Source organism: Pseudomonas fluorescens NCIMB 11764 (assembly GCF_000293885.2).
Lineage (GTDB): Bacteria > Pseudomonadota > Gammaproteobacteria > Pseudomonadales > Pseudomonadaceae > Aquipseudomonas > Aquipseudomonas fluorescens_B.
This window is the reverse complement of the sequence record NZ_CP010945.1, coordinates 879,281-902,824: the sequence shown is the minus strand read 5'-3', so window position 1 is coordinate 902,824 and position 23,544 is coordinate 879,281. Positions and strand designations below refer to the sequence as shown.

At 55.7% G+C, this 23,544-nt stretch carries 24 protein-coding genes and 1 pseudogene; 14 read left to right on the top strand and 11 right to left on the bottom strand.

Going from position 1 to position 23,544, the window contains the following annotated elements; translation table 11 throughout:
• Positions 1-92 precede the first annotated feature (92 nt).
• The 12 genes and pseudogenes from B723_RS04225 to B723_RS04170 all read left to right on the top strand — a co-directional run bounded on the left by B723_RS04225 (position 93) and on the right by B723_RS04170 (position 10,278).
• Positions 93-686 (top strand): hypothetical protein, encoded by a 594-nt coding sequence (locus tag B723_RS04225; RefSeq protein WP_017341513.1) that lies wholly within the window; start codon positions 93-95, stop codon positions 684-686.
• Positions 687-1,019: 333 nt separating this feature from the next.
• On the top strand, positions 1,020-1,424 hold the full coding sequence (locus B723_RS04220; RefSeq protein WP_144425200.1) for a hypothetical protein: 405 nt from the start codon (positions 1,020-1,022) through the stop codon (positions 1,422-1,424).
• A gap of 1,280 nt (positions 1,425-2,704) precedes the next feature.
• Positions 2,705-2,804 (top strand): annotated as a pseudogene (locus B723_RS33580) (cell division protein); the annotation flags it as partial.
• Between the two features lie 11 nt (positions 2,805-2,815).
• Positions 2,816-3,265: a hypothetical protein gene (locus tag B723_RS04210; RefSeq protein ID WP_017341509.1), complete on the top strand. Its 450-nt coding sequence runs from the start codon at positions 2,816-2,818 to the stop codon at positions 3,263-3,265.
• Between the two features lie 23 nt (positions 3,266-3,288).
• Positions 3,289-3,771, top strand: a complete 483-nt coding sequence (locus B723_RS04205; RefSeq protein WP_017341508.1) for a hypothetical protein — start codon at positions 3,289-3,291, stop codon at positions 3,769-3,771.
• Between the two features lie 24 nt (positions 3,772-3,795).
• Positions 3,796-4,227 (top strand): hypothetical protein, encoded by a 432-nt coding sequence (locus tag B723_RS04200; protein WP_017341507.1) that lies wholly within the window; start codon positions 3,796-3,798, stop codon positions 4,225-4,227.
• Positions 4,224-5,951: a tetratricopeptide repeat protein gene (locus B723_RS33575; protein ID WP_238588306.1), complete on the top strand. Its 1,728-nt coding sequence runs from the start codon at positions 4,224-4,226 to the stop codon at positions 5,949-5,951. Before B723_RS04200 ends, B723_RS33575 begins: the two co-directional genes overlap by 4 nt.
• A gap of 88 nt (positions 5,952-6,039) precedes the next feature.
• Entirely contained in the window at positions 6,040-6,885 is an 846-nt protein-coding gene (locus B723_RS04190) for a tetratricopeptide repeat protein (RefSeq protein WP_017341505.1), read from the top strand.
• Positions 6,886-6,996: 111 nt separating this feature from the next.
• Positions 6,997-7,503 carry a hypothetical protein gene (locus B723_RS04185; protein ID WP_144425199.1) on the top strand — a complete coding sequence of 169 codons (507 nt, stop codon included), beginning with the start codon at positions 6,997-6,999 and terminating at the stop codon, positions 7,501-7,503.
• Positions 7,504-7,582: 79 nt separating this feature from the next.
• Complete coding sequence (locus B723_RS04180) at positions 7,583-8,440, top strand: tetratricopeptide repeat protein (protein WP_017341503.1); 858 nt, start codon at positions 7,583-7,585, stop codon at positions 8,438-8,440.
• A gap of 76 nt (positions 8,441-8,516) precedes the next feature.
• Positions 8,517-9,614, top strand: coding sequence for a tetratricopeptide repeat protein (locus B723_RS04175; RefSeq protein WP_050558267.1), 1,098 nt, complete (start codon positions 8,517-8,519; stop codon positions 9,612-9,614).
• An 88-nt stretch (positions 9,615-9,702) separates the two neighbouring features.
• Positions 9,703-10,278: a lysozyme inhibitor LprI family protein gene (locus B723_RS04170; RefSeq protein ID WP_017341501.1), complete on the top strand. Its 576-nt coding sequence runs from the start codon at positions 9,703-9,705 to the stop codon at positions 10,276-10,278.
• Positions 10,279-10,409: 131 nt separating this feature from the next.
• Here the strand turns inward: B723_RS04170 and B723_RS04165 are convergent, their stop codons facing one another.
• Positions 10,410-10,808 carry a DUF6124 family protein gene (locus B723_RS04165; protein ID WP_017341500.1) on the bottom strand — a complete coding sequence of 133 codons (399 nt, stop codon included), beginning with the start codon at positions 10,806-10,808 and terminating at the stop codon, positions 10,410-10,412.
• A 332-nt stretch (positions 10,809-11,140) separates the two neighbouring features.
• Between B723_RS04165 and B723_RS04160 the strand changes: the two genes are divergently transcribed.
• Positions 11,141-11,524: a hypothetical protein gene (locus B723_RS04160; protein ID WP_017341499.1), complete on the top strand. Its 384-nt coding sequence runs from the start codon at positions 11,141-11,143 to the stop codon at positions 11,522-11,524.
• 272 nt (positions 11,525-11,796) lie between these two features.
• Here the strand turns inward: B723_RS04160 and B723_RS04155 are convergent, their stop codons facing one another.
• The 6 genes from B723_RS04155 to exbB all read right to left on the bottom strand — a co-directional run bounded on the left by B723_RS04155 (position 11,797) and on the right by exbB (position 18,714).
• A complete protein-coding gene (locus tag B723_RS04155) occupies positions 11,797-13,197 on the bottom strand; it encodes an aminoacyl-tRNA deacylase and HDOD domain-containing protein (protein WP_017341498.1) in 1,401 nt (466 codons plus the stop codon).
• A gap of 78 nt (positions 13,198-13,275) precedes the next feature.
• The gene (recG, locus tag B723_RS04150; RefSeq protein WP_017341497.1) at positions 13,276-15,351 is read right to left on the bottom strand and encodes an ATP-dependent DNA helicase RecG; all 2,076 of its coding nucleotides are present in this window, start codon (positions 15,349-15,351) and stop codon (positions 13,276-13,278) included.
• Between the two features lie 9 nt (positions 15,352-15,360).
• Complete coding sequence (locus B723_RS04145) at positions 15,361-16,290, bottom strand: hydrogen peroxide-inducible genes activator (RefSeq protein WP_017341496.1); 930 nt, start codon at positions 16,288-16,290, stop codon at positions 15,361-15,363.
• Positions 16,291-16,567: 277 nt separating this feature from the next.
• A complete protein-coding gene (locus B723_RS04140) occupies positions 16,568-17,314 on the bottom strand; it encodes an energy transducer TonB family protein (RefSeq protein ID WP_017341495.1) in 747 nt (248 codons plus the stop codon).
• Positions 17,311-17,739, bottom strand: coding sequence for a TonB system transport protein ExbD (gene exbD, locus B723_RS04135; protein ID WP_017341494.1), 429 nt, complete (start codon positions 17,737-17,739; stop codon positions 17,311-17,313). The genes B723_RS04140 and exbD overlap by 4 nt, the downstream gene beginning before the upstream one ends.
• Before the next feature lie 6 nt (positions 17,740-17,745).
• Positions 17,746-18,714: a tonB-system energizer ExbB gene (gene exbB / locus B723_RS04130; RefSeq protein ID WP_031319175.1), complete on the bottom strand. Its 969-nt coding sequence runs from the start codon at positions 18,712-18,714 to the stop codon at positions 17,746-17,748.
• 188 nt (positions 18,715-18,902) lie between these two features.
• Between exbB and B723_RS04125 the strand changes: the two genes are divergently transcribed.
• Positions 18,903-19,760, top strand: coding sequence for an SDR family oxidoreductase (locus B723_RS04125; RefSeq protein ID WP_017341492.1), 858 nt, complete (start codon positions 18,903-18,905; stop codon positions 19,758-19,760).
• Positions 19,761-19,899: 139 nt separating this feature from the next.
• Here the strand turns inward: B723_RS04125 and B723_RS04120 are convergent, their stop codons facing one another.
• The 4 genes from B723_RS04120 to rpoZ are packed head-to-tail and all read right to left on the bottom strand — an operon-like array spanning position 19,900 to position 23,527.
• Positions 19,900-20,640: a hypothetical protein gene (locus B723_RS04120; RefSeq protein ID WP_017341491.1), complete on the bottom strand. Its 741-nt coding sequence runs from the start codon at positions 20,638-20,640 to the stop codon at positions 19,900-19,902.
• Positions 20,641-20,694: 54 nt separating this feature from the next.
• Positions 20,695-21,075, bottom strand: a complete 381-nt coding sequence (locus B723_RS04115) for a RidA family protein (protein WP_003229509.1) — start codon at positions 21,073-21,075, stop codon at positions 20,695-20,697.
• A 25-nt stretch (positions 21,076-21,100) separates the two neighbouring features.
• A complete protein-coding gene (gene spoT, locus B723_RS04110) occupies positions 21,101-23,206 on the bottom strand; it encodes a bifunctional GTP diphosphokinase/guanosine-3',5'-bis pyrophosphate 3'-pyrophosphohydrolase (RefSeq protein ID WP_017341489.1) in 2,106 nt (701 codons plus the stop codon).
• 57 nt (positions 23,207-23,263) lie between these two features.
• Positions 23,264-23,527, bottom strand: a complete 264-nt coding sequence (gene rpoZ / locus B723_RS04105; protein WP_003177259.1) for a DNA-directed RNA polymerase subunit omega — start codon at positions 23,525-23,527, stop codon at positions 23,264-23,266.
• Positions 23,528-23,544: the final 17 nt, after the last annotated feature.

The window sequence follows — 23,544 nt, the reverse complement described above, 5'->3', positions numbered from 1 at the left end:
AGTGCGGACTTAACTGTATCGCCGGCGGCACTGATATCGAGTCGGCATTACAGGATTTCTATATAAAAATTAAGGAAAAAGTAGCACTCACTATGAAGTATTTCTTTTGGTTCTTCACTTTCCTTCTACTCGGCGCCTGCGGGGACACGGGGAGCGATAACAACGGCACAGGCGTTATTACGGCAATCGACTCTTCCAAAGCAGCGGCTGCGCTGGTAACCCAGGAGATTCGCGATTTTTCTGATCAGGAACCCGTCATGTCTCTACGTGCGGGTGGAGACGAATGGGATTTGACGAATATCACCCTGCTTGCTCCAGTTTTGCCGGGTGTCGTGGACCTCGGGCAAGTCGATGACCTTTGGATGTCGGTATTCCCTCCTACCTTGGTTGTTCAGGTCAGGTTTCTCGCTGGCCCAGACTCACCCGTGACTCACGTGAACGCGGCGATGGTGTTTTCAGATAATCCGCTTCCTGCCTATTTCGAAACGGATTCGCGGGGGGAATCGCCCAGGTACTACGTAAAGACGGGTGTCGCTGCAAATGTCTATTTCGTGTGGGATGAGTTGGTCGTTCCGGACGGCGCGGATGATTATGAAAAAAGCCGGAACAAGGGGTTGTTGCCGACTCTGCGTGATTGGAGTCCCGGCGCGACGTTGGTACACCGGCTTTTGAAGTTGTCGAATTAGAAAAGCGAAAGGGGACAGATTTGAATGGCACTTACTTAACCTTCCTCGGATGCCCATTTTCCCTGACCTCCGCCCTTGCTGATCAACGCGTTTTCATCAGCATGGGATTGCGCTGGAGCGTCTGTTCGACGGCGCTTTGCGTGGCTCGGCACGCGACAAATTGCCCTGCGAACGGCGCTGGCATTCGACGCGGCCGATCGAACGATCACCGCCGCCCAATTGCGTTCAAAACAATAGGGCTGAATTGAAGTCTGTTATGTCCAATCAAAACAATTGGTCAAATGTTCCGTTAGATCGCTTTACTAGGCGTAAAAATTATCTATAAGGTGAGAAATGAAAAACTTAATGGTGTTGGTAGGTTTGGCTTTTTCCTGCTGCGCCTTGGCAGCGGATGAAAAAGATCCAGTTGTAAATATATATAAAGCCGATACGGCTGTCATTTCTGGTAAGTTGGTTCGCTACTATCAGTCGCTGGGCAGTCCTTGCATAAAAATTCAGGTCCTAAAGCCAGGCGGCAAAGGTGCTGCCAGTAACTCAATGGATTTTTGCAGTATTTCTGGAAAAAGCTTCAACACTGATTTCTCGGAGGTTGTGCTGGAAAAAGGAGAGTTTTCCAATAATGAACTTTTATTCACTCTAACTCTTATGTCTCTAACACAGGGCGCAGACATTACTGAGGTATGTAAGTTTAATGTTGACGGTGAAGCGCTCAGTGGGCCGAGCTGTGATACGCACTAATGCGCTTAACAGGCGTAAAGGGGTGTGAAGGGGACGGATTTATTTGTGAGATGAATTTGACTTTTGATAAATAAATCTGCCCCATTTGTTCATGCTATTTCTCTATCAGAGTTGGTCTCTTTCCTTTGATCGCTTATCATAAGAGATCGTTATAATGAAAGTGTTGTTCATGTTGTTTGGTGGCTTGTCTTTCATTACGCTTTCGTCGGTGGCTTAGACCGAGTCTCTGGATATGTGTGGAGTTGTAATTCCGGAGATTCCTGGTTTTAAATTGAACGTGAGAGCTGAGAATGGGGTTTGCTATGGGGACTTGGTCTCGAACGTTAATTTAAATCCGGATATACTGACTGAGGAGAACGTTTTTATTGTAGAGCCGGTTGAGTTTGATAAGAGTTTGAGTATGTCCGGACGTTTTGATAGTCATGGTAAGTATATATACAACTATGCCGTTGACGAGGTATTGTATCAAGAGTCTGAGACGGGCTCGGTAGATCTTGTTCATCCCTCTGCATCGGGTTCTGCTGCCGTCCGAGTAATAATGTCTCCTTTTATGATTTGGAACTCTGATGGAGACGTCGCTGCTGCCAAGAATAGATTTTCGTTAGACAAAACAGGCCTGTGGTTCGACTGTTTCTATGGGTTGAAGGGTGTGAAAGATACCACGGTTAAATTTTCTGCATGTATACCTAGGTCTAACCTGAGAAGTGATCCTAAGTTATCTGATATAAAGGCGTCATTTGAGGCCATTACGCCTAGCAAAAATTAGTTTTTACAACGAGGAGAGGCAAAAAGGACGATGCGTAAATTTTGTTTTGTATTATTGGTATTTATCTTCTGTAGGGTTTCCGTGGCGCAGGATGATAGCCTCTATCTGCGGGGAGCGGTAATAGATGGCCCCTATAAAACAACTGTTGTCGAAAATGCGGAATTATTGGTTTTGGAAACGGGAGATGCAGAGTATCCCGTGTCTCTAGTCCTCGATGTGAAAAATAACGATGGAGTATCGGCTAGACAGTTGGTTGATAAATATGATGTTGCTGGTTCGCCGCCTAAGGTCGAGTCGATATTTTTTTATCCGGTTCAGGATGTAAAGAATGTCTTTGTTTTGGTTTCTTGGGAAATTAACCATAGAGGCATGGGGGCCTACGGTACGCTGTATCAAGTTTATGCCTATGCGCGACATAGCAATGGTAAGTTGATCCCCAATCAGTTGATTCAGGCTAATAGGTACTTAAGCGGGATTGACGGCTTTAGTGACGGTCGGAAAAGCCCTCTGGGTTGCCGACGCCGTACCCACCGCCCCGCGCGCAACAAGTCTGGTGGCTCGCTCTATTCGGCGCCACGCTGCAAAGCTATTCCCTCTACATGCTCGGCAGGATTTCTCGATTTGAATGGCGGGTTATTTCAAGGGATTTGAAGTGAAAAGATTGCTGCTGTTGGTGATTGGCGTGTTGCCGTTGACGGCTCACTGCGAGGTTGTGTCGGAGAATCTGTGTTTTGAAATGGGTGACGGGAGCCCTGTGAAATTCGAGCTTCGAACCTACTACGACACTACGAACAAGTTGGAGGGTGGCTTTGTTAAGTACGCGTCATCCGGTGTTCCGATACCTCTGGTTTTAACCGACAGCCAATCTGAAGAAGTGAGCCCGGATAGGCCAGGGGAGCTCACAAGAACATGGTCTGAAGTGCTTGAGGGAAAGGTGACGGGTACATACGAAATGGTGAGTCAGGGGGGGATGATCGTTTCGATGAGCTACACGAATAAGTCGAGCGGAAAGGAATACGGTTTTTTTTATACAGCCACCGAAGTCTCTTTGGAGAAAGGCTGCCAATGGGAATAATCGGTTTGCTCAGGAGTTACAACATGAAAGGACTGTCGATTTTATTGGGTTGCATCCTGACCGGTGCAGCCTCTTTATCTTTCGCCGCCGATCCATCCTTCACGGACGTCACCGTCACCGAAGTGTTTGCTGGTCCAAACCAAGCCCTGGCGCCCCAGGAAAACAGCAACCAATGGATGGATCAAGCGCGAGCACAAGCCCTCGCCGGCAAGGTCAATTTCGCCGGGCACTACGTTCTGCACAGGGTGGGCTGTGGTGGCAGCACGATGTGTGTCGAGGTGCTGGACGCGCAGACCGGCGAGGTCGCGACGGGTCTGCCCAATGCCTACGACGGCAACTTGCTGACGCTGTCTTACCAGCCCGACAGCAACTTGATCATCGTCTCCGGCATCACCGCCAATACCGAAAAAGATATGAAGGGTAAACGGCTGAAGAACCGCGACCGAACTCGCTATTACGAGTTTGTGAACAACGAATTCCGGCTGTTGAAAATCACCGATTCATAAGCGATTTGGCAAAGGGAGTTGTCTTTGAAAAAAAAGTTAGTGATGCTGATGTTATTGGCCTTCCCCGCATTCGCTCACAGCGAAGTGGAAACGGAAATTTCCTGTTTTCGATCCCAGGAGGGCAAGGACATAAAGTTGGAGTTCAGGGCCTACAGTGATCATGCCGCCAAGTGGAGCGGGGCGGGGGCCAAGTATGCGACGTCCAAAGAGTCGATCCCGCTGGTTTACAAAAGTACCGAGCAAGAAGAAATGTCCGACGGCCGACCTTTTCAATCCACCACTACCACCACGTGGGTCGAGGTCGTTGGCGGCGCAGTCACGGGCGAATATGTCATGGTCCGTCAAGGGGCGCTGATTTACGGCATGGCGTACACCAATGCCAAAAGCAAGAAACACTATGGGTTTGAGCATCACCCGCAGATTGAGTTTTCTCCCGAGAAGGGGTGTCAGTGGTGAAGCTGCATACCTTGAAGATTTCAATGTACCTGATGGCGCTGTTGAGTTTTGGCGCTGGCGCCGCTGAGTTTGTTCTTCCACACGCAACGATCTGTGAGCCTTACGGCAAGACGCCCGGCAGTTGTTCCGTCGCTTTGAATGCAGACGGCTATATTTTAGATGCCAACTCAGGAAAGCGATTGTTCGATGCCCCGGAAGACACTGGCGCGATGTTTACCAACGCGCTGTATCGATCCGGCAGACAGTACATCCTGGACAGTGAGAATTACTCTTCGGCCAAATCGCGCCGTTGGGTGGTTTTCAGCTATGACGGTAAAGAGATCGTCCTGAACCATATCTATATTTTTTCCTTGGATATCTCTACACAGATTGGCCCGTACTGGCATGGCTATGACTGCCGTCCGGCCAATGCGAAGTTGGTTGCTGGAGCGGGGCAGGGGCTTCTGGATTCCGCCATCAACACCCTTTGCAAGGACGTTGAAGCCAGCGTGGTAACGGTTGCGGATCAACCCCCTGCATCTTCGGCCACCGGTTCGTTGGCGGTCAGTGTCCCGGTGTACAGCGACGGGCAACGCAATGGCGCGTCAACTTATGTGTTCGAGGGGACTGACGAGCCTGAGTTTCTGAAGATGGCGTGTGATTCCGGCTGCGCGCTTCCCTTGAAAGAAACAGTTTCGCTGAGTACGGGTGAGGTCGTGCAGCCGAGTTCCAGCGCCCATCAGCCAACGGTGATCAAACAGCAACAGGCCAGTTTATTGGGTGATGCGTCCCGTCAAAACGTGTCTGTGCTGTCCGGTGATGCTGGGGCAGACTTCCGCCGTCTGCAGATCACACCTGAACACGGCACCGGTGACGACATCCTGCTGGATACCTCCAAGGCATTGCCGTTGATCGAGAGCCAATACTCGACGGCCATGAGCGATGTCTTCAGCGTCAGCGTAATAAACAACCCGGCAGGCGTGCTGAAGGTCATCGATATGCAAGGCGAGTCCGTGTCGGTCAAGCAGTCTTCTGCCGAAGCCGGAAACGCCCTTGTGCTGGTCAGCAGCGAAGAAGATAACGCCGTTTATAACTTCAACCTGGTGTTTCGCTACAACAAAAGTTCCAGGCAGTTCGAGCTGAAAAATGTATTACAGGTCGTCAATAACGAGTCCTGTGATCACTCGGTTGTCAGTGTTGAAGAAGTACCCGAAAGCCTGATCGGTGAAATGTCTTTGGCATCTTTCGATGGGCGCAAGGTGTTTGAGCAGCTCTCTGGCTTGCGCATTAAATCTGCCGGTGACAACAAAAAACTGATGATGACTGACGTCGCGGAACAGCTCGACAAGGCGTTGGCGCTGTATCGAAAAGGGCAGACCGAGGCCGTTTCGACGGTGATGGCGAATTTCCTGATGGATGGAGGCAGCGGTCACTGTTATCCGCACAGCTACATCGCGCAAAAGTATGACTTCGCTCAATCGCCAGGCTGGTCTAACGACGTCGGTTTTCTATTGGGTGAGTCCGGCTATTACGATGAGTCCATTGTGTTGTTGAGCGCGGTTATTGCCAGAAACCCCGGCAGAACAGTGACCTATCTGAACCTCGCGGATAGTTACTGGGGCGTGAAAGATAAAGTGCGGGCGGCGCAGGCTTACAAGCGGTATGCCTTGCTGATGACCAGCGCGGCCAAGAGGTCGAAGATTCCTGATCGAGTGGCTGAGCGCAGTAAGGGAACGGTGGAGTAGTAAGCGAGCAGGCTGTTGCGAATCAAAAAACTGAAGCTTGGCATTAGATTTGTTTCAAAAAAGGCGAAAGCACAGGGGCGGTTGAAAGATGAAAGCGGCTACTAATATTTTGATGTTTGCTGTTGCAGTGCTTTTTGCCAGTATTTCAATGGCTCAAAACAGTTTGGCGCTTTACGTTTCCGATTCAGGAAGTGCAGCTTTAACGGAGGTGCAAGGACGTACTTCGTTGCTAGTTCTTGCTGGGGGAAACGATAATGGGCAGGCTACGTCAGGTAGTTGCGTAATCGCAGCAAGTTTAACAGCTGTAGAAGGAGGCTTTAAAGGTAACCTCTTTCCAGTCAGCACGGGCATAAACAGTTATAGTGAAGAACAAGCGCAGGGGAAAAAAATAAACGTTGAGAGTGATTCCGCGGCGATAGTTATAACTGATGTGGATGATGTGGGTATTTGTGCATTAGATAATAGTCTGGTTAATCGCTATGGAAAGATTCTGCTCAATGACAAGAAACATAAAATTGTTTATTCGGAAATGATTGGTCTCGCTCACGCCAATGCTCTGTCGTTGTTTAAAAGAGGAAAAAAAGAGGAGGCGATCATCGGGCTTTCTGCTTATGCGGAAAATTATAAGTCTGCTTGGCTGGCTGACAAAGAATTGGCTGATGTAGTTGTATCAGCGATAAATGATTATGCCTATTTTCTACAGGAGAATAATCAAGCAGCGGAATCGATCCCGCTCCTAAAAGATATCGTAACTGCTCAGCCAAATAGAGCGGTTGCTTGGTTGAATTTGGCGGATTCAAACTGGGCGGTTGGCAATAAAAATGATGCCGTAAAACAATATTCTGAATATAAAAAACTCATGCTGTCGGTAAACAAAAAGTCGAAAATTCCATCGCGAGTATTTGAGCGCTCTGAAGCTTCTTCTAGTCTTTAACGAAAAAGGGAAAAGGGAATGGATTTGTTTAGTTGCGCTCGGCACTTTGTGGTGCGGTCGCCGATAAATAAATCTGTCCCATTTTTCTTCATTTATTAAGAGGCAGAGACAGTGATTAAAGTCGCCGCTTTGTATTTATTGTCCTCGTTTTTTCTGGCGAACGCTGGAGAGAATCTTGTTGTTGAAAGCAATGGTTGTGTGATGAAGGTAAAAGATTTCGCTGGTTTCTCATCTGGGAAAACAAGTGAGGGCGAGACTATTGTTAAATACAAATATAAAGACGGTAGGGTGCGGGATATTAAGGTCGGCTGCGAAGATATGACTCTGGCGGACGCAATAGCTGGCGATTATGCGCAAGAGAAAGATGGATTGAAAGTTGGGAATGGATCGCATCCGCTATCAAAAGCAAACCTCTACTCTGGTAGCAATTGGTCTGGAGTAGAGGGCGTATACTTTTTAGGTTCCGTTTGTTTTACCACATCATTTGAGGCAGGCAGGAATAATGTTTTTTTTATAGAGACATGTGGCGAGGAAAAGGAAACTAATGAGTTGAGGAGAAGCTTTCTGTCGTTGCTTAAGCACGCTGAGACTTATTACGTTGAACCTGGTGATAAATAACAGTTAGTCGGAGGGGTGAATTTGGTTTTGTAGTTGGGGATAAAATAAGTCTGTCCCACATTTTTAAAGGTGGCAGTAAATGTTTAATAAGTGCTGTGTGATCACATGTTTGGTGTTTTTGCTCACTGATACGAGTTATGGAAATACAGCGCCGTTGAAAATTGTTGGTTTTAAAGGTGGTTCTTTAAGCTTTAAATATTATGAAGAGAAGTATGGGGGGTGGAATGATGTGCAATATCAAGGCTCCACAGATGGGTTCAGCATATACTCGCTCCCAACTCAATTGGCGGGTTATGAGAATGGAGTCGTTGCAAGCTCAGAGATAGGTCTTGTCTCTGGCGATAAAAAATATGTGATAGTGCAGCGAACAAATACCGGAGAAGTAGTCGATGGGGAAGGGAGTGAAATAGTTTCCTCTCCGGTATACTGCGATATGGTTTCGCTGGAAACTGGCTGTGTCGAAAATGTGGGTTCAGTTCAGCAATGTGACGGCGCATGGCTGGACAACAAATGGAAAAGTGCGGAAGGAGGGGTTTTCGAATTTTCTAATGGGGGAATTTCTCCGAAGCAACTAATCTCTGATGTGGTTGGCGTGTCTGAGAATGAGTCGCGCGCTAGTGCATTAAGAGACTCTGTTTTCATGGGAATTGCCTCCTATATGGCGTGCTATCCACCTGAAAAAAATATATCTGAATATAATGACATTGCGTTCTACTTTGCCCAAGGTGGCGAGCACCTTTTGGCAATGCAAATTTATAATCGTTTGTTGGCTGTTGCGGCGGATAGAGTGCCCTTGAAACTTAATGTTGCTGATTCTCTCTGGGTACTTGGAAAGCATGATGAGGCGAAGCCGTACTATGCTGAATATCGAAAGGCGATGAGGAAGAAAGGTGTTGCAAGTAAGGTTCCTAAGAGAGTTGAGGAACGTTTGAATTAGTAAGGGTGGCGTTATTTATATACAGTCTCTCGGGAGACTGCGTTCCTTTGTCGCGGGAATTTCAACTGATTGAATTATGGAATTGAAGACAGTGAAACGCTTTTTTTTGTGCTTTGTTTGCGCGTTAGTCTGCTATGTCACTCTGCTGCTTTCGCCTGCGCTCGCTACTCCGCAGGTTATCAGGAAGATTCCGGTCAGTTTAATGGGTGATGCATCACGTCAAAACGTGTTTGTGCTGACTGGTGATACCGATGAAGCTTATCACCGACTGCTGATCGCGCCTGAGCCTGGGGCCAGCGACGACATTCTGCTGGATACATCCAAAGCGATACCGTTAATCAAAAGCCAATACTCGGCGGCCATGAGTGAAGGCTTCAGTATCAACGTGATCAACAGTCCGGCAGGTGTGCTTACGGTTGTCGATATGCAAGGGGAGCCCGTGTCAGTCAAGCAGTCTTCCGCTGAAGCAGGGGACGCGCTTGTGCTGGTCAGTAACGAAGAAGATAACGGCGTTTACAACTTCAATCTGGTGTTCCGCTACAACAAAAACTCAAAACAGTTTGAGCTGAGTAGCCTAGTGCAGGTAACCAACAACGAGTCCTGTGATCGCTCGGTAGTCAGTGTTGAAGAAGTACCCAAAAGCATGATCGGCGAAACCTCGTTGTCGTCGTTCGATGGGCGCAAGGTGTTTGAGCAGTTGCATGACCTGCACGTTAAGCGACCCGCCGAGGGCTACAAAAAACTGATGATGTCGGATATCGCGTACCAGCTCGACCAAGCGCTGGTGCTGTATCGAAAAGGGCAGAAAGAGGCCGTTTCGACGGTGATGGCGAATTTTCTGATGGATGGGGGCGAAGGCCACTGCTATCCGCACAGTTACATCGCGCAAAAGTATGACTTCGTTCAATCGCCAAGCTGGTCTAACGACGTCGGTTTTCTATTGGGCGAGTCCGGCTATTACGAAGAATCCATTGAGTTGTTGAACGCGGTTATTGCCAGAAACCCCGGCAGAACAGTTGCCTATCTGAATCTCGCGGATAGTTACTGGGGCGTGAAAGATAAGGTGCGGGCGGCGCAGGCTTACAAGCAATATGCCTCGTTGATGACCAGCGCGGGCAAGGGGTCGAAGATTCCTGATCGAGTGGCTGAGCGCAGTAAAGGAGCGGTGGAGTAATGGGCGAGCAGGCTGTGGCGAATCAGAAACTGGAGCTTGGCAGTAGCGTAGGGGCCCAGCAGTGAGCACAACACTTAAGAGGCTTGCGATGGCGTTGACGGGCTTCGTTTTAGCGGCGTCGATGATCTCGGCGAATGCTCAGGAAACCTGCAACCACGACAGCTTCACCAATCCCGATTTGATCACTTGCGGTCAGCAAAGCCTCGAGAAAGTCGATGCCGTCTTGAATGAGCAATACAAGAAAGCAATGGCCAGTTTGGCTCCCGCAGACAAGAAGCAACTGACCGACGTGCAAAGAAAGTGGGTGCGTTTCAAAGAAACGTATTGCGAAGATATCTATCAGTCCGCTTTACCGGGAGCTGAGGCGCCAATCGAGAAGCTTGCGTGTTTGGCGCGTGCAACCAATGCCCGGTTGGGCGAACTCATTTATCTACAGACAGGGATGCCGAATGATGGCTTTTACAAAGCTGCATCGCTGATGGCAGGGCCGGATCGAGAAAACGGCCTAAAGGCCTCGATCAACCTGCTAGGCGGAGTTGAATTCGACGATCCGGTTTGGAAGCAATACGCCGATGCGCAGTGCGACATGAGTTTCCGCATGTTGCGCGAAGACCTCGCCTATTGCGCTGTACGAATGCGTTTTCAGTTACCCATGAACCGCTAAAAAAATGACAGGTTTGAACTCGCTGCCCGAGACAGGCTGTCGAGTTAGGGATTATCGAGAAAGGGGACGCCAAGTCCCCTTTTTTACGTCGATTGATGCGCCGCCATCGCCAGCAAGCCGGCTCCTACAGGTCAGCTGACTCGGCTTTGTTGCTTGGCGAAAATCGCCGCCATTTCCGGTTCATCCAGATGATCCAGCGCTCGCTCAACCAGCAAATGCACCCCGTCGGCCATGCGGCTGAGCGCCAGGGCTACGGAGCGGCGTGAGCCTTCCACGCCGTCGGCCAGGTCGGCGGCGATGGCGCTGATGGACAAGAGGTCTTCCGAGGCGTTGGCGAGGAGGGTTTCAGTGTTGATGTCGGGGCAGACGCTGAAGAGGTCGCCATTGCGACGTTTGGATTTTTTATCAGGATGTGTTCCGAGGTGATGGTCGAGGGCGCGCTCGGCGGCTTCGTGGAGTTTTTTGGAATCGAAGGATTCGTAGGGGGATGTGGTCTCGTATTCGGGAACATTGGGCGTCGGATTGGTCATTGGTGTAAATCCTTGGAGTTAATGAAATTTTTCTCCGGTTTCGGACTTGCACATCCGGTCGCCGATTTCGCGGCAACGAGCAAAGGTTATCGATGAAGATTAGAGATGCCTAGTTCATGAACAGCGCCACGTGTTGAAGGAAATGTCCGATAGAACCGAGCGTAGAAAGATCAAAAGTCCTCGGCTTTTAAACATCGACGTTTAGTCAATGACTTGGTAGTCATCAGCGTCAAAAATACCGGCATCTTCTTCTAACACTGCACAACAGTGGCGTTCCTGCTCGAAGCCGCTACACTGCGCCGGCCGTTCATTTTTCTCTTGAGGCTGCACGTATGAAATTTCGTTTTCTTCTGTGGATGCTGGGTTTGTTGATGGGTAAGGCCAGTCGGACAAATCCTGCGTTTCAGCAGCAGTTGGGTGACAAGGAATTGGTGTTCCAGCTACAGACCCTGGACGGGAAAGTGGCGCGGCATTTCTTTGTGAAGGATCAGCGCATTACCAGCAAGTCGGGTGTGTATGCCGAACCGGCGTTTGCGATTGCGTTCAAGGATGCAGCATATGGCTTTGTCACGATGCAGGCGAAGAACAAGCAGTTGGCGTTTATGACGGGGATTCAGGACAAGTCGATTCAGATCAAGGGGAATCCGGCGCTGGTGATCTGGTTTCAGGGGTTGACCAAGTATTTGAAGCCGCGGAAGGCGAAGGCCAAGGCTTGAGAACCTTGATCAAGACTGGGTGAGGGGGCTTTTGTGGCGAGGGAGCTTGCTCCCGCTGGGCTGCGGAGCGGCCCTAAAGCCTGAGACCTTGGTTGTATTTGGCACACCGCGTTGGCTGGGGTTGCGACTGCTGCGCAGTCGAGCGGGAGCAAGCTCCCTCGCCACAGGGGGTGTGGTGGTTCAGTTGGATTGGGGGGATTCTTCGCGGGCAAGCCTTGCTCCTACAGGGATCACCAAAATCCTGTAGGAGCGAGGCTTGCTCGCGATGCTTTTTAGGCTTGGGTGAATTGCGACGCGAGTTCACGCAGCAGCACTTCAGCTTCGAGGACTTTGCTGACGACGTCGTTGGCTTTGTCGCGGGTCAAACCTACGCGTTCAAGCAAGGCATCCGGGATGTCTTCATCCGGGCCGGAGCCGATGCCGCGACTACGCAGCAAGCGCACCGCCAGGCACACGAGGTTCGGATATTCAGCGTAGGCGCCGTCGTAGCTCGGATCGTGCTGGAAGCGCAACGCAGTGGCCAGTTCGTCCGGCATGTCCCAGTAGCGCATCAGCCATGAGCCGATCTGTTCACGACTAATGCCCAGCAGGTGTTGCTCCACAAAGCTGTGGCACAGGTGCGGGTTGACCTCCAGGTGGCGGCAGATCAGCGAGAAGTGCGGCGGGAAGACGTGCGCGAGCAGCAAGTAGCCGAAGTTGTGCAGCAGGCCGGCAAGGTAGGTCAGGCCGGCTTCCGGGCGCTGGGCACGGGGCATGGCGCGGGTCAGGCCTTCGATGACGGCGGCGGTGTAGATCGATTGCTGCCAGTACGGCGTGGTGTGTTGCGGGTGGTCTTTGGGCAGGCTGAGGGTTTTGCCCAGGGCCAGTCCCAGCGCCAGGTTGATCACCAGGTCGAAACCCAGCACGCGGACGATCGCATCTTCTACTGAACGAATCTTGCCCGGCGACGCGTAGTACGGCGATGCCGCCCAGCTCACCACTTGTGCGGCCAGGGCCGGGTCGGTTTCGACGACGCCAGTGATGTCGTCGATGGTGGCGTTGGGGTCGACGCGCAGTTTGATGATTTTCTGTGCGGTCTCGGCCAGCGGCGGAATTTCGATGGTGGCTTCCAGGCGTTGCTGGATGCGCCGAGCGGTGAACGCCTGGACGGCCTGGGTGATTTCCTCGCGGTCATCGTCGGGGCGGTCGAGGTTCGGGCGGATGCTGGTCAGGTTTTCGCCGAAGTTGGCGGCGCTGGCCTTGGTCAGCATGGTCTTGAAGGCTTCGCTGGTGATTTCCAGCAATACGCCCGGCTCGCCCGAGTTGATCAGCAACTTCGGTTCGCGCAGCAGGCTTTCTTCGTACAGGCACGGCGAGCTGGTCAGTGCCGGCAGGCCGGGCAGCAGGCTCAGGCTGTGTTTGCCGAGCATTTTTTCCAGGCGCTCGGTCGACACGGCAGCGAGGCGGCGACCGGTCAGTTCGGCGAGACGATTGAGGTCGAGTAACTGGCTCTGCGGAAACAGCACCATCAGCGCGCCGACGGCGTCGTCGAGCAATACCGCCTGCACTTTGCGCGAGGCGTTCAGGCCGTGGTGGTCGAGGACTTCTTCGTAGGCGATGCCCAGTTTGGCAAGCAGCAGCCGAATAACAGACGGAGCGTGCGGGGTTTCGGGGACGAGGGCAGCTTCAGTCATGGTCTGTATCCGTATTCAAACAATTGCAGGAGTATAACCAGCTTGTCTAAAGGCATCGTCCAGAATCTGCGACGGTGCTCACACTTGGCCGTATTGCTGCCCATGGCGCAGCCAGCGGTCGAGCAGCGGGCTGACGTGATCCGGCCAGCGCTCCAGCAATGCCTGGGCGGCGTCGCGCACGGCGGGAAGAAGATCGGCGTCGCGCATCAGGTCGGCGACCTTGAATTGCAGCAGGCCGGTCTGACGCGTGCCGAGCATTTCGCCGGGGCCGCGCAGTTCGAGGTCTTTTTCCGCGATGACAAACCCGTCGTTGGTCTCGCGCATGATGCCCAAACGCTGACGGCCAATCTGCGACAGCGGCGGATGGTAGAGCAGCACGCAATGGCTGGCGGCGCTGCCTCGGCCGACGCGGCCGCGCAATTGGTGCAGTTGCGCAAGGCCGAGGCGTTCGGGGTTTTCGATGATCATCAGGCTGGCGTTCGGGACGTCCACGCCGACTTCGATCACGGTGGTGGCGACCAGCAGTTGCAGGTTGCCGGCCTTGAACTCGGCCATCACAGCAGCTTTTTCGACGGGCTTCATGCGGCCGTGGATCAGTCCGACCTTCAACTCGCCGAGGGCGGCGGTGAGGTCCTCAAAAGTGGTTTCCGCCGCTTGGCAGGTCAGCTCTTCCGACTCTTCGATCAGCGTGCACACCCAATAGGCCTGACGCCCTTCGGCACAGGCGCCGCGCACCCGTTCGATGACTTCGACGCGCCGGGTGTCGGTGACCAGCACCGTGTTCACCGGCGTTCGGCCGGGCGGCAGTTCGTCGAGGATCGAAGTGTCGAGGTCGGCGTAGGCGCTCATGGCCAGCGTTCGAGGAATCGGCGTGGCGGTCATGATCAGCTGATGTGGGCACATCCGCCCGCCGACGCCTTTCTGTCGCAATGCCAGGCGTTGCTGCACGCCGAAGCGGTGTTGTTCGTCGATGATCACGAGGGCGAGGTTCTTGAACTTCACTTCGTCCTGAAACAGCGCGTGAGTGCCGACCACCATCGGTGTGCCGCTGGCGATCTGCTCGAGCGCAGCCGCGCGGTTCTTGCCTTTGAGCTTGCCGGCCAGCCACGCGACTTCAATGCCCAGCGGCTCGAGCCAGCGCTTGAAGGTGATGAAGTGCTGCTCGGCGAGGATTTCGGTGGGGGCCATCAACGCGACTTGATAACCCGCCTCCAAAGCCTGGAGCGCGGCGAGGGCGGCGACCACGGTTTTGCCCGCGCCGACGTCGCCCTGAATCAGCCGCAGCATCGGTTCGTGCTGGCTGAGGTCGTAGGCGATTTCGTTGCCGACGCGCTGTTGGGCGCCAGTCGGTGCGAACCCCAGGTTGGCCAGATACTTGGCCGGAAGCGTCGTGGCTTTCGGCATCGCCGGCGCACGCAGGGAGCGCATGCTTTCGCGCAGACGTTGCTGCGACAGTTGATGGGTCAGCAGTTCTTCGAAGGCCAGACGGTGCTGGGCCCAGTGATGACCGAGGGCGAGTTCGTCGACGTCGGCATCGGCCGGCGGGTGATGCAGGTAGCGGATCGCATCGGCCAGCGGCGCCAGTTGATAGTCCCGCGCCAGTTCGGTCGGCAGCCAGTCGGGCAGGCTGGTCGGGCCGAGCATCGTCAGGGTTTGCATGCACAGTTGGCGCAAACGCTGTTGAGTCAGGCCTTCGGTGAGCGGGTAGACCGGCGTCAGGGTTTCATCCACGGGCGGCGGCTCGTCGCCGGTGATGGCGCGGTATTCCGGGTGGTAGATTTCCAGCCCCGACGCACCGGGCCGCGCTTCGCCGTAGCAGCGAATCCGCGTGCCGCGTTTGAGGCCTTCTTTCTGGGCGTTGCTGAAATGGTAGAAGCGCAGGCTGAGCCCGCCAGTGCCGTCCTGCAAACGCACGACCAGACTGCGGCGACGGCCCATGACCACGTCGGCGCCGCTGACGGTGCCTTCGATCACGGCGTCCTGTCCGGGTCGCAAGTGGCCGATCGGCACCACACGAGTGCGGTCCTGATAGCGCAGCGGCAGGTGGAACAGCACGTCCTGAAGATTCTCCAGGCCGACCTTGGCCAGTTTCTCGGCCATGGCCTCGCCGACACCCTTGAGTGCCGTTACCGACACTTGCGACAACTCGGTCATGACAGCGACTTAAGCCGCAACTACTGGCGCGGGCGGTTTGGCCACCGAGCACAGGCGAATGGAGTCAGCGAGGATTTCAATCGCCTTCGGCCGCGGGAAGCTCGCTCGCCAGGCGATGGCCACGGTGCGGAACGGCACCGGCGGTGTCAGTGGCCGCACTTCGATCACGCCGGGGGCGTAGTGGTGGCTGTCGACTGCCGAGAGCGGCAGGATCGAAATCCCGAGCCCCGAGGCGACCATGTGGCGAATGGTTTCCAGCGAGCTGGATTCCACCGTGGTGTGCTTGGCGCCGTCGTTGCCTTTGGTCAGCGTCGGGCAGGCTTCCAGCACTTGGTCGCGGAAGCAGTGGCCCTCGCCCAGCAGCAGCAGGCTCTTGTCGTTGAGCAGGGCGGCGTCGATGGATTCTTTTTGCGTCCACGGGTGCTGGGCCGGCATCAGGACGTAGAACGGCTCGTCGTAGAGCTGCAAGGTCAGCACGTCGGCTTCGTTGAACGGCAGGGCGATGATGATCGCGTCGAGCTCGCCGTTGCGCAGTTTGTCGCGCAGCACGTGGGTGAAGTTTTCTTCGATGTACAACGGCATCTGCGGGGCGACCCGGTGCAGTTGCGGGATCAGGTGCGGAAACAGGTACGGGCCGACGGTGTAGATCGCGCCGACTTTCAGCGGGGCGGTCAGCTGGTTCTTGCCGGCCTGGGCCAGTTCACGGATGCCCTGGGCCTGTTCCAGGACTTTCTGTGCCTGGGCCACGATGCCTTCGCCGACCGGGGTCAGGCGCACGGCACTCTTGCTGCGCTCGAAGATCAGCACACCGAGTTCGTCTTCAAGCTTTTTCACGCCCACCGACAGGGTCGGCTGACTGACGTGGCAACGCTCGGCCGCGTGGCCGAAGTGCTGCTCTTGGGCGAGGGTAACGATGTAGCGTAATTCTGTAAGAGTCATAGCGAGCGTCCATGAAGTTGCGGGCCAAGCATACCGGCTGCAATCGATAGACGCACGTTATCAGAGAGAGTGTGTCGGGTGACACCGGGCAATGCGGGTTTGCCGCTGGCGGATATGCGAAAGGCACCTTTCGGGTGCCTTTTGCAGGTATTTCGCTCGCTGAAGATCTCCTGTGGGAGCGGGTTTGCTCGCGATAGCGGTGTGTCATCCAACATTGATGTCATCTGATACGGCCCCTTTGCGAGCAAGCCCGCTCCCACCCTGGTTCAGCGTTGGATTAGCGGCGACGTTCGAGCGAATAAACAAACGGTGCAACGATTTCGATGGAACCGTTGTTCAGCATGTCGGCCGGTGGCTTGGGCAACGGTTGGGCACGTCTGATCATTTCCAGGGTCGCCCGGTCCAGATCGGCGTTGCCGGAGCGGCCCACCAGTTCGAACGACAGCACGTTACCTTCGCCATCCACCACGAAACGCAGACGGTTCAAGCCTTCCTTGCCCCGCGCCTGGGCACTGGCCGGGTACTTTTTGTACTTGGCCAGGTGAGCGAGCAGCGTCCCTTGCCAGCTGGCCTTGGCGGCCTGCTGTGCGGGCGATGGGCCCGGTGCCGGTTGTGCGGATTTTTCCGTCGGTGCCTGGGTCGGTTGCGTGTCGCTCGGTTTTTCCTCGGACGGTTTTTCCTTCGGCGGCTCCGGCTTTTTCTCCACAGGCTTGGGCGGCTGAGGCTTCGGCTTGGGTTTGACCGGTTTCGGTACGGTAATTTCTGCCTTCGGCACTTCGGCCAGTTTCGGGATCGGCAGTTCTTCCACCGGCGCGGGTGGTTGTGGCGGCGTTATCACCTTTGGCGGTGCCGGTGGTGGCGGGGCAGGAACCGGCGCCAGCTCGACCATCATCGCCTGCGGTGGCAGCTCGATGGGTGGTTGTGCGGTCCAGTTCATCGCCAGCGCAATGGCCACTGCATGGACGCCCAGCACCACGGCCAGGCTCCCGCTGTAACGCGTCAGCTTATGGCGCGTCGTGATCATTTCTTGACTGCCGTCTCAAGCCCGACCAGACCCACCTTCAGGTAGCCCGCGGAACGCAGGTTATCCATCACGCTCATCAGGTCGCCGTAGTCCACGCCTTTATCGGCCTGGAAGAAGATTGTCGTGTCTTTCTTGCCTTGGGTCCTGGCGTCGAGGGTGGCGCCGAGGGCTTCGGCCTTCACTTCTTCTTCGCCGAGGAACAGGCGCTGGTCAGCCTTGACGCTGAGGAACACCGGTTTCTCTGGCCGTGGCGCCGGTTTGGCGCTGGAGGCGGGCAGGTCGACCTTGATGTCCACGGTGGCCAACGGAGCGGCCACCATGAAGATGATCAACAGCACCAGCATCACGTCGATGAACGGCGTGACGTTGATTTCGTGGTTCTCGGCCAGATCGTCGTCTGCGCCTTCTTTCAAATGCAGGCCCATGGCCGATTACCCCACTTTCACCATGTGCGGTTGCGAGCTGCGCTCAGGCTGGTGGTCGAGGTCGCGGCTGACCAGCAACAGGACTTCTGCCGAGGCGTCGGACACTTGCGCCTTGTAGCCGGCGATGGAGCGGGCGAAGACGTTGTAGATCACAACGGCTGGAATCGCGGCCACCAGGCCCAGCGCCGTCGCCAGCAGGGCTTCGGCAATGCCGGGGGCCACGACGGCAAGGTTGGTAGTCTGGGTTTTGGCGATGCCGATGAAGCTGTTCATGATGCCCCATACGGTACCGAACAGACCCACGAACGGCGCGGTAGAGCCGATGGTGGCGAGTACACCGGTGCCGCTGCTCATGTTGCGACCACAGGCTGCGACCAGACGCTCGAGGCGGAAGGCGACACGTTCCTTGATGCCTTCTTTCTCGCGGCTGTTGGTCGACAGGCGCATTTCTTCCAGCGCGTCATGCACCAGCAAGTTGGCGAGGGTGCCTGCCTTGGTGGCAGACGCGCTGGCTTCCTTGAGGGTGGTGGCCTTTTTCAGGTGGACGATTTCGGTGCGCAGACGACGCTTGGCGCCCATCAGCTCGAAACCCTTGGCGATCCAGATGGTCCAGGTGATGATCGACGCGATAGCCAGGCCGATCATCACGATTTTCACGATGATGTCGGCGTTCTGATACATGCCCCACGGCGACAGGTCATGGGCCATGCCCAGGGAGTTGTCGGCTTCGAGGACTTCAGGAGCGTCTTCGGCAGTGGTGTCTACTGCCTGGGCCGGGTCTGTGGCCGCCGGTGCGGCGTGATCGGCTGGAGCAGGTGCGGCCGCGGCCGCGGCCTGGGTGGCTGGGGTAGCCGGCGCTTGTGCGTCAGCAAATGTGGCGGTTGGCGCCAGCATCAGGCTGAGCAGCAGGGCGGCCACCGCGCTCCAGGCGCGAGGTCGTTTGGTTGGCGAAGCGAGGAATTGATTGCGTGTCATGCTGGCCGGACCTGAGAGAAAAAGACGGTAAATGTTCTTCCAGGCCTCGAAGGCCGAGAACAAAAGTGGTGGGCATTATTGCAAGTAATTCTTGTTAACAAAAGTAATAGAGTATCTTTTTTTCCTTCATCGCTAGCCGCTCGTCCATTGCCGGCGCTAGTCTGTGGCTTTCCGATAGGAGTTTTTTGATGTCCGCGCCATCTGTTTTGATCGCCGGCTGCGGCGACGTCGGCAGTCGTCTGGCCACACAATTGCTGGCTGCAGGGTGGGAGGTTCACGGCCTGCGACGTGACGTCTCGCGCCTGCCCAATGGGGTGATCGGTGTTGCCGGCGACCTGTTCAACAAAGACTGCCCGCACACCTGGCCGGTTGGTGCGGTGGACTACCTGGTGTATTGCGCGGCCGCCACCGATCACGATGAAGCCGGTTACCGCGCCGCTTATGTCGAGGGCTTGGAGCACGTGCTTGAGTGGCTGGGCGACTATGGGCAGGTGCCCAATCGCTTGCTGTTCGTTTCCAGTAGTAGTGTTTATGGCCAGCAGGAGGGCGAGTGGGTCGACGAAACATCGCCGACCATCGCTGCCGGCTATTCAGGTCGACTGATGCTGGAGGCGGAGCAAGTGGCGCTCAACAGTGGCATCCCGGCGAGCATCGTGCGTTTGACCGGTATTTATGGCCCGGGCCGTGAATATCTGCTGACTCAGGTTCGTCGCGGCTATCGCGTGGCGATCGATCCGCCGCTGTACGGCAACCGCATTCACGCGGATGACGCGGCGGGGCTGATGGCGTTTCTGCTTGAGGCGGATCGGCGTGGTGTTGCGCTGGATGACATCTATATCGGTGTCGACGACGCGCCTGCACCGCTGGCCGAAGTGGTGGACTGGTTGCGTGAATATCTGGGCGTGACTGAATGGTCCGAGGATGCGAGCGTGCGGCGCACAGGTAGCAAACGGTGCAGTAATGCACGGGCGAAGGCCTTGGGCTGGACGCCAAAGTACCCAAGCTATCGTGAAGGTTACGCCGCCATTCTCGAAGGCCGCTGCTGACCCCTGTCACCACAAACCAAATGTGGGGGCGGGCTTGCTCGCGAAGGCGCCATAACATTCAACATCATCGTTGACTGTTTCACCGCTTTCGCGAGCAAGCCCGCCCCCACATTAGTTTTTTGGTGGTCTTAAGATCGGGTTACTGTTTTTCCAGCAACCATTTGCGCTGACCCGGCGTGAACTGAGGCATTTCATCCGCCTGTGCGGTGTTCACTGCCTGCAGGATCTCCAGTTCCTTGCCCTTGCGCGCAAAGATCCACGTGTTGCCTTGGCCGTTCAGTTGCAGCCACATGTTGTCGTCGCCGCCACTCATCGACGCGCAATCGCCGGCCAGACACAGGGCATAGCGATCCGCGCCCGGCAGACCGGTCACCTGGCCGTCGGCCTGGAATTGCACAGTGCTACCTTCACCGGGGCCGCTGACGACTTTCCAGCTGCCCCCCATGTAGGCTGAATACAGCGCGCGTTCGAAGCTCGCACCCATCGGCGCGCCATCCGGTACGGGGATCAGGGCGCGGTCAAAGACCTGTGCGGGTTCGTTGTCGCTGGCGATCTGGCTCAGTTGCTTGCCGTCACGCTTCAGCTCGCTGGCGGAACTGCCATAGAAGTCGACTTTCCAGGCGCCGGACTCCTCGCCCAGCAGCTTGCCGTCGACATTTTCAAAACCGTTGGTGTAGCGGGCCTGCCCGGCCTTGGTGTTGACGTCCCATTCCAGGTTCGGGCCATAGGCCTGGAGCGCTTCACGCAGTGGGCCGCCTTTGGACGCAGCGTCGATCGCCACCTGATTGATCCAGGTGCCGCTGATGTCACGGTCGGCAGGGTTGCTGGCACATCCGCCCAAGAACAGGGCGACCAGCGAGAGGGCTAGCGCTTGGCGCATGGTGGAATCCTTTCAAAACAGAATCGACGCAGCCCAGGGGCTGCGCCGGACGTATTACTCGATGACCAGAATGGCATCCATTTCAACCTGCGAACCCTTTGGCAGGGCGGCTACGCCAATGGCGGCGCGGGCAGGGTATGGCTGGTCAAAGTACTTGCCCATGATCTCGTTGACCTTGGCGAAGTGGCTCAGGTCGGTGAGGAAGATGTTCAGTTTGACGATGTCCTTGAACGAGCCGCCAGCGGCTTCGGCCACGGCTTTCAGGTTTTCGAACACCTGGACGGTCTGGGCTTCGAAGCCTTCAACCAGTTCCATGGTTTTTGGGTCCAGAGGAATCTGACCCGACATGTAGACGGTGTTACCCGCCTTGATCGCCTGGGAGTAAGTGCCGATGGCGGCCGGGGCCTTGTCGCTGGTGATAACAGTCTTGGTCATGAATGACTCCTTGTAATAGGTTGGCTTAGGCGCGCATGCGGGTGATGCGAATCACCCCGGTCAGTGCGCGCAGTTTCTTGATCACGCGGGCCAGGTGCACGCGGTCGTGCACGCTGACCACCAGTTGAACCACGCTGATGCGACCATCGCGCTCGTCCATGCTGATTTTTTCGATATTGCCGTCGGCCGCGTTGACGCTGCTGGCCAGCAGTGCGATCAGGCCACGCTGGTGTTCCAGCTCGACGCGCAGCTCGACGTTGAATTCGCCGGTGACATCCTTGGCCCACGAGAGCTGGATGCATTTTTCCGGGTTGTGGCGGATTTCGCTGATGTTGCGGCAGTTGTCCAGGTGCACGACCATGCCTTTGCCTGCGGACAGGTGACCGACAATCGGGTCGCCCGGGATCGGCGTGCAGCACTTGGCGTAACTGAGGACCAGACCTTCGGTGCCGCGAATCGCAAGCGGGCCTTCCGGGCTTGGCAACTGTTCGCCTTCGCCCAACAGGCGGCGGGCGACCACGTAAGCCATGCGATTACCCAGGCCGATGTCTTCGAGCAGGTCTTCGATCAGTTCGAGACGGTACTCGGTGAGCATCGCCTTGACGCGCTCCGCCGCAACTTTTTCCAGCGAGCTGTCGAAGCCATTCAGCACCTTGTTCAGCAGGCGCTCGCCCAGGCTGATGGATTCGGAGCGGCGTTGCAGTTTGAGTGCGTGACGGATATGCGTCCGCGCCTTGCCGGTGACCACGAAGTTAAGCCACGCCGGATTCGGCCGTGCGCCGGGAGCGCTGACGATCTCGACCGTGGAGCCGCTTTGCAGCGGTTCGGACAGCGGCGCGAGACGACGATTGATCCGACAGGCGATGCAGCTGTTGCCGACGTCGGTGTGCACCGCATAAGCGAAGTCGACTGCCGTGGAGCCTTTGGGCAGCTCCATGATCCGGCCTTTGGGCGTGAACACGTAGACCTCGTCCGGAAACAGGTCGATCTTCACACTCTCGATGAATTCCAGCGAGTTGCCGGCGCGTTGCTGCATCTCCAGCACGCCTTTGACCCACTGGCGGGCGCGGGCGTGAGTGCCTTTGGGCTGCTCGTCGCCGCTGGATTTGTACAGCCAATGGGCGGCGATGCCATTGTTGGCCATCTCTTCCATTTCACGGGTGCGGATCTGAATCTCGATCGGTACGCCGTGCATGCCGAACAGCGTGGTGTGCAGCGATTGATAGCCGTTGGCCTTGGGGATCGCGATGTAATCCTTGAAGCGACCCGGCAACGGTTTGTACAAATTATGCACGGCACCCAGCACGCGGTAGCAGGTATCGACCTTGTCGACGATGATACGGAACGCATAGACGTCCATGATCTCGTTGAAGGCCCGACGCTTGCCGCGCATTTTCTTGTAGATGCCGTAGAGATGTTTCTGACGACCGCTGACCTCACCCTGAATACCGTCGATGGCGAGGCAGTGGCTGAGGGACTCTTCGATCTTGTTGACGATTTCCTTGCGGTTGCCCCGGGCGCGCTTGACCGCCTGGTTGATCCGTGCGGAACGCATCGGGTGCATCGCCTTGAAGCCGAGGTCTTCGAATTCTATGCGAATGGCGTGCATGCCCAGCCGGTTGGCGATGGGTGCATAGATTTCCAGGGTTTCCTTGGCGATCCGCCGGCGTTTTTCGCCAGACAGGACTTCCAGCGTGCGCATGTTGTGCAGGCGGTCGGCGAGCTTGACCAGGATCACGCGAATGTCGCGCGCCATGGCCATGGCCATCTTCTGGAAGTTTTCGGCTTGTGCTTCGGCCTTGGTCTCGAAGTTCATCTGGGTCAGCTTGCTGACGCCATCGACCAGTTCGGCCACGGTTTCACCGAACTGCGCTTGCAGCGCTTCCTTGGCAATACCGGTGTCTTCGATCACGTCATGCAGCATCGCGGCCATCAAACTCTGATGGTCCATGTGCATGTCGGCAAGAATATTGGCCACGGCAAGAGGATGCGTGACATACGCCTCACCGCTGCGGCGGCGTTGGCCGTCGTGGGCTTGTTCGGCGTAGAAGTACGCTCGGCGGACCAGGTTGACCTGGTCCTTGCCGAGGTAGGTCGATAAGCGATCGGCGAGGGCGTCTATGCTCGGCATGATGACTCCTGCCGTTCGTTGTGACCCCGCGCCGTGCTACGTCGACCAGGCATAGGCTTAGACGGCCTCGTTGGACTCGTCCTCGAACGCTGCGAACAGCGGTTCGTCTTCGACGATTTCAGCGTTGGCGATGAACTCGTAGCTCATCAGGCCTTCGGCGATTTCACGCAGGGCTACAACGGTAGGCTTGTCGTTTTCCCACTGAACCAGTGGCTCTTTGCCGCCTGTGGCCAGTTGACGGGCACGCTTGGTAGAGAGCATGACCAGCTCAAAGCGGTTTTCCACGTGTTCTAGGCAGTCTTCAACGGTTACGCGGGCCATGGTATTCCTCGGAGCGA

Excerpts from the sequence above, each read along its gene's own strand:
- B723_RS04225 (WP_017341513.1), top strand. The coding sequence starts at position 93 with ATGAAGTATTTCTTTTGGTTCTTCACTTTCCTTCTACTCGGCGCCTGC.
- B723_RS04220 (WP_144425200.1), top strand. The coding sequence starts at position 1,020 with ATGAAAAACTTAATGGTGTTGGTAGGTTTGGCTTTTTCCTGCTGCGCC.
- B723_RS04210 (WP_017341509.1), top strand. The coding sequence starts at position 2,816 with ATGGCGGGTTATTTCAAGGGATTTGAAGTGAAAAGATTGCTGCTGTTG.
- B723_RS04205 (WP_017341508.1), top strand. The coding sequence starts at position 3,289 with ATGAAAGGACTGTCGATTTTATTGGGTTGCATCCTGACCGGTGCAGCC.
- B723_RS04190 (WP_017341505.1), top strand. The coding sequence starts at position 6,040 with ATGAAAGCGGCTACTAATATTTTGATGTTTGCTGTTGCAGTGCTTTTT.
- B723_RS04180 (WP_017341503.1), top strand. The coding sequence starts at position 7,583 with ATGTTTAATAAGTGCTGTGTGATCACATGTTTGGTGTTTTTGCTCACT.
- B723_RS04175 (WP_050558267.1), top strand. The coding sequence starts at position 8,517 with ATGGAATTGAAGACAGTGAAACGCTTTTTTTTGTGCTTTGTTTGCGCG.
- B723_RS04170 (WP_017341501.1), top strand. The coding sequence starts at position 9,703 with ATGGCGTTGACGGGCTTCGTTTTAGCGGCGTCGATGATCTCGGCGAAT.
- B723_RS04165 (WP_017341500.1), bottom strand. The coding sequence starts at position 10,808 with ATGACCAATCCGACGCCCAATGTTCCCGAATACGAGACCACATCCCCC.
- B723_RS04160 (WP_017341499.1), top strand. The coding sequence starts at position 11,141 with ATGAAATTTCGTTTTCTTCTGTGGATGCTGGGTTTGTTGATGGGTAAG.
- B723_RS04155 (WP_017341498.1), bottom strand. The coding sequence starts at position 13,197 with ATGACTGAAGCTGCCCTCGTCCCCGAAACCCCGCACGCTCCGTCTGTT.
- recG (WP_017341497.1), bottom strand. The coding sequence starts at position 15,351 with ATGACCGAGTTGTCGCAAGTGTCGGTAACGGCACTCAAGGGTGTCGGC.
- B723_RS04145 (WP_017341496.1), bottom strand. The coding sequence starts at position 16,290 with ATGACTCTTACAGAATTACGCTACATCGTTACCCTCGCCCAAGAGCAG.
- B723_RS04140 (WP_017341495.1), bottom strand. The coding sequence starts at position 17,314 with ATGATCACGACGCGCCATAAGCTGACGCGTTACAGCGGGAGCCTGGCC.
- exbD (WP_017341494.1), bottom strand. The coding sequence starts at position 17,739 with ATGGGCCTGCATTTGAAAGAAGGCGCAGACGACGATCTGGCCGAGAAC.
- exbB (WP_031319175.1), bottom strand. The coding sequence starts at position 18,714 with ATGACACGCAATCAATTCCTCGCTTCGCCAACCAAACGACCTCGCGCC.
- B723_RS04125 (WP_017341492.1), top strand. The coding sequence starts at position 18,903 with ATGTCCGCGCCATCTGTTTTGATCGCCGGCTGCGGCGACGTCGGCAGT.
- B723_RS04120 (WP_017341491.1), bottom strand. The coding sequence starts at position 20,640 with ATGCGCCAAGCGCTAGCCCTCTCGCTGGTCGCCCTGTTCTTGGGCGGA.
- B723_RS04115 (WP_003229509.1), bottom strand. The coding sequence starts at position 21,075 with ATGACCAAGACTGTTATCACCAGCGACAAGGCCCCGGCCGCCATCGGC.
- spoT (WP_017341489.1), bottom strand. The coding sequence starts at position 23,206 with ATGCCGAGCATAGACGCCCTCGCCGATCGCTTATCGACCTACCTCGGC.
- rpoZ (WP_003177259.1), bottom strand. The coding sequence starts at position 23,527 with ATGGCCCGCGTAACCGTTGAAGACTGCCTAGAACACGTGGAAAACCGC.